Raw genomic sequence first — 6,559 nt, 5'->3', positions numbered from 1 at the left:
GCTCAGCGGCCTGGCCGGCCTGCTGCTGGCCCGCCAGCAACATCAAGCCCTGCTGCCGGCCCTGCCGTCCCAGCTGGGCTAGATGTTGCTGATAGTGCTGCTGGCCGGTGCGGTGGGTTCGCGGCTTGGTAGCCGCCACTGGCCTGTGGTTTGGATCCGTCGCTGTCTGGCCTTGGTGCTGCTGCTGGCCGCCTCGAAGCTCCTGGGTTTCGCGGGCTGATGTTGGCGGTAGCGTTTCAACATGGTCGCCTCCGCTGCCGAGCCTTTCACGCCGCCCACCATTCCCTGGCGCCATCCCTTGGCGCTGGAGCCGGCTCAGATCTGGATCTTGCGGTGATCGTGGGCCAGCCCCAGCTCACGCCGGCGGAGAAGCTGGCCCGCTGGAAGCGCTTCAACTGAGCGCTGATGCCGGGCGCCTGAGTGGCTCCCGTTGGCATGTGTTTGGCGATGTGGCTCGTGATGGCCGGGTGCTGTATGTCGCCGGCTGAAGACGCCTGACTTGGCTTAGGCCAACTGACCAAGCTCAGGCCGGTTCACGTTGCGGATGGCCCGGGGATCCAGCGGCACCGCCTGGCAGGGCAGTTCCACCAGCCAGCTCTGCAGGCGCCGTTCGCCCCGCCGCACCGCCGCGGCCAGGTGGGCGCGGATTGGGGCGCTGTTCGGATACAGGCCCAGCAGCGGTTGCAGCTGCTCACCGTCGTGGGCCAGATGGAGCCTGGTCGGGCTCCCTATTGCTGCGCCCGCCAGCAGGGTTTGCAGGGCGGCCAGGCTGAGATGCGGCATGTCCACTGGGCAGAGCAGTAGCTGCTCGTTCGGGTGTCGCTGCATCAGCCGGTGCAGGGCCAGCAGCGGCCCCTCCCAGGGCGGTGGTTCTGCCAGGGCCGTCATCGGCGAGCCCGGGGCCAGCTCGAGGGCCAACTTTTCCGCTTGCTCCAGATGCGCCCCATGGCGGCTCAGCAGGGTGATCGGCGTCTTCAGCTGGGCTAGCAGGCGCAAGCTGCGCTCCAGCCAGGTGCCGCCTTCAGGGTGGGGCAGTAACGCCTTGTCCCGGCCCATGCGCCGGCTTTCCCCACCGCTGAGCAGGCAGGCGCGCAGGGGCAGTTGTAGCAACGGCTGCCAGGCATGACCGTGCCCATCCGTAGGGTCCCGCCGCATGTCCGGTTCCTCCATGGCTCTGCCTCCCCACACCACGACCCTGCTCGACGCCAAGCGCTGCAGCGGGCTCAGCTTCGCCGATCTTGGCGACTGTCTTGGTCAAGGTGAGGTGTGGACCGCCAGCCTGCCCTTCCGGCTGCTCTCACCACCTATCCCGTGAAGGGGGCCCTCGATCCGGTGATCCCCGCCGATCCGCTGCTCTACCGCTTCTACGAGATCCTGCAGATCTATGGCCTGCCACTCAAGGACGTGATCCAGGAGCAGTTCGGCGATGGGATCATGTCGGCGATCGACTTCAGCCTGACGGTGGCCAAGTAGGAGGACCCGAAGGGTGATCGGGTGGTGGTGACGATGAACGGCGAGTTCCTGCCCTATCGCAAGTGGTGAGGCTCAGGGCGCCATTGTTCAGGGCTCTTCAGCCAGCAGCCCAAACTCCGCCAGGGCCCGCGGCAGGTTGCGGTGCTCGTGGCCCGGGTGGCTGAGCTTCACCAGGGCGAAGCGCTGCAGTTCGTCCAGCTCCGCCCAGCCGCCGCTGCGGATCTCAAGGCCCAGCTGGGCGCAGGAGGCGGCCAGCACTTCGGGCAGCTGGTCGGCCTGCTGCCAGGGCTCAGCGTCGGGTCGGGGTAGGTCCTTGGCCTGGCCGGCGCTGAGGGCGCTGGTGCGCGCCTGCAGGTGCTGGCGCAACGCCTCGATGGCGGCGGGGTCATCGGGCCAGGCCAGCAGCTCAACGCGTTCTGTCTCGCTCAGCTCGCTCCAGTGCTGCAGCTTCAGCTTCACGCCGGCCAGATCGAGCTTGCGCCGCACGGCCATCGGAATGCAGCGCAGGTCGGCGGTGAAGTCGGCCTCGAAGTGGAAGCAGGTTCTGGCTAGAAGAGAGCCCAGGGGGAACTGCGGTAACAACTGCCACCATCATCGGGCGCCTTGGCTTGGTCGAATAGCCCCATGGCTACTCATCCCGCCATTCCGGCCGCCAGTCCAGCTGCCCTAGCCCAGTGCCCCTACTGCGGCGTGGGCTGCGGCCTGGAGCTGAAGGCCCCCGCTGAACCCGGCGGCATCTGGATCGCCCGCGGCGACCGCCACCATCCCTCGTCCCTGGGCCAGGTGTGCATCAAGGGCGCCACGGTGGGCGAAACCCTGCACCCCAACCGCCTCACCACGCCCCTGTGGCGTGCGCGCATCGACCAGCCCTTTGAGCCGATCAGCTGGCAGCGGGCTTTCACCATCCTGGTGGAGCGCATCGAGGCGACCTTGGCCACCAAGGGGCCCCAAGCGCTGGCGATCTACGGCTCCGGTCAGTTCCTCAGCGAGGACTATTACGCAGCCAACAAGCTGCTCAAGGGCGCCCTGGGCAGCAACAACTTCGACGCCAACTCGCGCCTCTGCATGAGTTCGGCGGTGGCTGGCTATGCCCGCAGCTTCGGCTCCGATGGCCCGCCCTGCTGCTACGACGACCTCGATCTGGCCGATCTGGTGCTGCTGATCGGCACCAATACGGCCGATTGCCATCCGGTGCTGTTCCAGCGGCTGCTTAAGCGCCGGCGAAAGGGGAATGGGCCGCGCCTGGTGGTGGTGGATCCGCGCGCCACCGCTACCAGCGATGCCGCCGACCTGCACCTGGCGATCGCCCCCGGCACCGACCTGGCCCTGCTCTGCGGCCTGGGTCATCTGTTGCTAGAGCTGGGCGGTGTGGATCAGGCCTGCGTGGCAGCCCACACCGAGGGTTTCGCCGAGCTGGAGACCCTCTGGCGGGCCTGGCAGCCGGCGCGGGCGGCGGCGGTGTGCGGCATCGCCGAGGCCGACCTGCGTCAGCTGGCCGACTGGTGGATCGCCAGCCAGGCGGCGCTCAGCCTTTGGTCGATGGGGGTGAACCAGAGCCGCGAGGGCACCGCCACCGTGGCCGGGATTTGCAACCTGCACCTGGTGAGTGGCCAGATCGGCCGCCCCGGCGCCGGACCCTTTTCACTTACCGGCCAGCCCAATGCCATGGGTGGCCGCGAGGTGGGTGGCCTGGCCCAGCTGTTGCCCGGTTACCGCGCCGTAGGTGATCCAGCGCACCGGGCCGAGGTGGAGCGCCACTGGGGCTTTGCTGCTGGCTCGATCTCGCCAGAGCCTGGCTTGGTGGTGTGGCAGCAGATCGAGGCGATGGAGCGCGGCGAGCTCGACCTCTGGTGGGTGGCGGCCACCAACCCGCTGGTGAGCCTGCCCAGCCTCGATCGGGTGAGGGCGGCGGTGGCGAACTGCCCGCTGGTGGTGTTGAGCGAGGCCTATGCCGGCACGGAAACCGAGGCGCTGGCTCACCTGGTGCTGCCGGCGGCCCAGTGGAGCGAAAAGGCTGGTGTAATGGTGAACTCAGAGCGCCGAGTCACCCTCTGCTCTGCCTTCCGCCAGCCCCCAGGCGAAGCCCGGGCCGACTGGGCGATCTTTGCGGAGTTGGGCCGGCGCCTCGGTTTTAAGGCGCAGTTCGGCTGGCCTGACGCCGGCGAGGTGTATGCCGAATTCGTGGCACTCACGGCTGGCCGGCTCTGCGATAGCAGCGGCCTTAGCCACGAGCTCCTGGCTGAGCACGGCCCCCAGCAGTGGCCCTTCCCCGCCGGCACCGCCCCCGGCGGCGGCAAGGCGCGCCTCTATGGCGATCTGGCCTTCCCTACCCCTTCCGGCAAGGCACTCCTCTGGGCCGATCCGCCCCTGGGCCTGGCGGAACCCCCCTGCGACTCCTATCCCCTGGTGCTCACGGTGGGGCGGCTGCTGGGCCACTGGCACACCATGACCCGCACGGCCCATGTGGCGCGGGCGCTCAAGGCCCACCCCGAACCGCTGCTGGAGGTGCATCCAAGCGATGCGGATCGCGCCGGCTTGGCTGATGGGGCTCTGGCCTTAGTGCGGTCGCGCCGCGGTGCGGTGTCGGTGAAGGTGCAAATCACCGATCGCATCCGGCCCGGCACCGTGTTTTTGCCGATGCACTGGGGCGCCTCCCAAGGCGAGCTGGCTTGTGAGGCCAATCGACTGATGCATGAGCTGGGCTGCCCGATTTCGAAGCAGCCGGAGCTCAAGGCAGCGGCGGTGGCGCTGACGCCGGCCTGACCTAATCCACGTCGTGGGCGAAGCGGCGATATAGAAAATCGAGGGCGTGGTTGCGCAGCTGGCCGTAGCGGGGGTCTTCCTGGATGGCTTCGTAGCGACGGGGCCGCTCAAAGGGCACCTCGAGGATTTCGCCGATGCCGGCGGCAGGGCCGTTGGTCATCATCACGACTCGGTCGGCCAGAAATAGGGCCTCGTCGATGTCGTGGGTGATCATCAGCACGGTGGGTTTCTGCTCACGCCAGATAGCTAGCAGCTCTTCTTGGAGCTCCTCCTTGGTGATGGCATCAAGGGCCCCGAAGGGTTCATCCAGCACCAGCACCGCTGGTGACACGGCCAGGGCGCGGGCGATCGCTACCCGCTGGCGCATGCCCCCCGAAATCTGCCCAGGGCGTTTGGTGCGCGCCTCCATCAGGCCCACCATCTCCAGGTGGTGAGTCACAACCTCGTGCCGGCTGCCTGCAGCCAGTTCGGGCCGGGCCGCTTTGACGGCCATCTCTACGTTTTGCCACACCGTGAGCCAGGGCAGCAGGGAGTAGTTCTGAAACACCACCATCCGGTCGGGGCCGGGCCCTGTGATCGGCTTGCCTTGCAGCGTTACCGAACCGTGGCTGGGCTGCAGAAAGCCAGACACCATGTTGAGCAGGGTGCTCTTGCCGCAGCCGGAGTGGCCGATCACACAGAGGAATTCCCCCTGCCGCACCTGGAGATTGATGTCACGCAGGGCCTCAAATGGCCCGCGCCGAGACTGGAAAACCTGGCCCACGTCCCGAAACTCGAGGAAGGCAGGGCTAGAGGTAGCGGTGGTCATCGCGAGCTGGCGGCGAGTTGCTTGAGCCGGCGCTGCTCCTGCAGGAAGTGGATCAGCTCGGCGCGGAGGTGGTAATAGTCGGGGTGGTCCATCACCGTGAGCCGGTCCCGGGGGCGCGGCAGGGGCACCTTCAAGATGTGGCCGATGCCGGCTGCTGGTCCGTTGCTCAGGCACACGACCCGATCTGAGAGCAGCAGGGCTTCGTCAACGTCGTGGGTGACCATCACGGCGGTGAGCCCCGATTCCTGGCAGATCTGCATCAGCTGCTGCTGCAAATTGCCGCGGGTGAGGGCGTCGAGGGCGCCAAAGGGTTCATCGAGCAGCAGCAGCTTGGGCCGGATGGCCAGGGCCCGAGCAATCGCCACCCGCTGCTTCATGCCGCCAGAGAGTTCGGCTGGAAATTTGTTGGCGGCGGCGCTGAGATTCACCGTCTGGATGTTGCGCTCAACAATCTCGCGCCGCTCCTGGTTGCTTTGGGAGGGGTAGACGGTGTTTACGGCAAGGGCGATGTTTTGGCGCACCGTGAGCCAGGGCAACAGCGAATAGTTCTGAAACACCACCATGCGATCAGGGCCTGGATCGGTCACCTGACGGCCATTCATCAAGATGCCGCCCTCTGGCCTGGTCGAGCCCGGCCAGCAGGTTGAGCAGGGTGCTCTTGCCGCAACCCGAGTGGCCAATCAGCGACACAAATTCGCCTGCGGCGATATCGAGATTGATGCCCTGCAGAGCTACGTAGCGGCCGCCGTCATCGAGGGGAAATACCTGGGTAACGGCATCGACGCTGATCAGTCCAGCTGGAGTGGTCATGTCAGGCGGCTCCCTTGCTCACCTTGCGACCCACCCAGGCAACTAGGCGATCCAGTAGCAGGCCCACCACGCCCACATAAATGATCGCCAAGATTATTTGGCTTGAGCTGGCATCGCCGCCGGCGTTGTATGCGTCCCAGATGAAGTAGCCGATGCCGCCGTCGGCCTTCAGCATCTCTGCGGCCACGATTGCCAGCCAGGCCAGGCCCACGGCGATGCGCAGGCCGGTGAACACGTAGGGCACCGTGGCTGGAATCACGATGTTGCTGATGTAGGCCCGCTTGCTAAGGCGCAGCACCCGGGCCACGTTGGTGTAGTCCTGGGGGATCTCCTGGATACCCACAGCCGTATTGATAATGATCGGCCAGATCGCCGTGATGAAGATTACAAATACCGCCGATGTATTGGCGTCTTGAAACACCATCAGCGAAATCGGAAACCAGGCCAGCGGTGGCACGGTGCGCAGCACCTGCACTACCGGATCAAAGCCTTTGCCGGCGAAGCGATTTAATCCCAGCAGGCCGCCGATGGCGACTCCCACGACCGCCGCCAGGCCGTAGCCCACCGCCACCCGTTGCAGCGAGATCAGGATCTGCCAGCCCAGGCCCTTGCTGGTGCCACCGTCATCGAAAAACGGCTGGCTGATGTAGGGATCCCAGGTATCAACCAGCACGTTGACCGGGCCGGGCAGTCGCGCAGCGCCAA

The 6,559-nt window shown here is 66.6% G+C and carries 6 protein-coding genes and 2 pseudogenes; 3 read left to right on the top strand and 5 right to left on the bottom strand.

All coding sequences use genetic code 11. From position 1 onward, the window contains the following. The first annotated feature begins 150 nt into the window (after positions 1 to 150). Positions 151 to 399, top strand: a complete 249-nt coding sequence (locus KBY72_RS13745) for a hypothetical protein (protein WP_254993811.1) — start codon at positions 151 to 153, stop codon at positions 397 to 399. Positions 400 to 504: 105 nt separating this feature from the next. Here the strand turns inward: KBY72_RS13745 and KBY72_RS13740 are convergent, their stop codons facing one another. Then, the gene (locus tag KBY72_RS13740; protein ID WP_254993810.1) at positions 505 to 1,170 is read right to left on the bottom strand and encodes a molybdenum cofactor guanylyltransferase; all 666 of its coding nucleotides are present in this window, start codon (positions 1,168 to 1,170) and stop codon (positions 505 to 507) included. On the opposite strand from KBY72_RS13740, the pseudogene cynS reads away from it, so the two are divergent. Next, positions 1,169 to 1,542, top strand: a pseudogene (gene cynS / locus KBY72_RS13735) (cyanase). The gene KBY72_RS13740 and the pseudogene cynS overlap by 2 nt on opposite strands. Before the next feature lie 18 nt (positions 1,543 to 1,560). Here the strand turns inward: cynS and KBY72_RS13730 are convergent. After that, entirely contained in the window at positions 1,561 to 2,055 is a 495-nt protein-coding gene (locus tag KBY72_RS13730) for a nitrate reductase associated protein (protein ID WP_254993809.1), read from the bottom strand. A 42-nt stretch (positions 2,056 to 2,097) separates the two neighbouring features. On the opposite strand from KBY72_RS13730, the gene KBY72_RS13725 reads away from it, so the two are divergent. Further along, complete coding sequence (locus KBY72_RS13725; RefSeq protein ID WP_254931616.1) at positions 2,098 to 4,236, top strand: molybdopterin oxidoreductase family protein; 2,139 nt, start codon at positions 2,098 to 2,100, stop codon at positions 4,234 to 4,236. Position 4,237: 1 nt separating this feature from the next. Here KBY72_RS13725 and KBY72_RS13720 read toward each other — a convergent pair whose 3' ends face one another. The 3 genes and pseudogenes from KBY72_RS13720 to ntrB form a co-directional block, all read right to left on the bottom strand. Next, positions 4,238 to 5,044: an ABC transporter ATP-binding protein gene (locus tag KBY72_RS13720; protein ID WP_254931617.1), complete on the bottom strand. Its 807-nt coding sequence runs from the start codon at positions 5,042 to 5,044 to the stop codon at positions 4,238 to 4,240. A gap of 2 nt (positions 5,045 to 5,046) precedes the next feature. Continuing rightward, positions 5,047 to 5,854 (bottom strand): annotated as a pseudogene (locus KBY72_RS13715) (nitrate ABC transporter ATP-binding protein); the annotation flags it as partial. A 1-nt stretch (position 5,855) separates the two neighbouring features. After that, positions 5,856 to 6,559, bottom strand: a 704-nt coding sequence (ntrB, locus tag KBY72_RS13710; RefSeq protein ID WP_254993808.1) for a nitrate ABC transporter permease, incomplete at its 5' end; no start/stop codon positions are given.

The organism is Cyanobium sp. BA5m-21, assembly GCF_024346235.1.
GTDB lineage: Bacteria > Cyanobacteriota > Cyanobacteriia > PCC-6307 > Cyanobiaceae > Cyanobium_A > Cyanobium_A usitatum.
The sequence above is the reverse complement of the archived record's forward strand: the minus strand, read 5'-3'. Positions and strand labels throughout refer to the sequence as shown.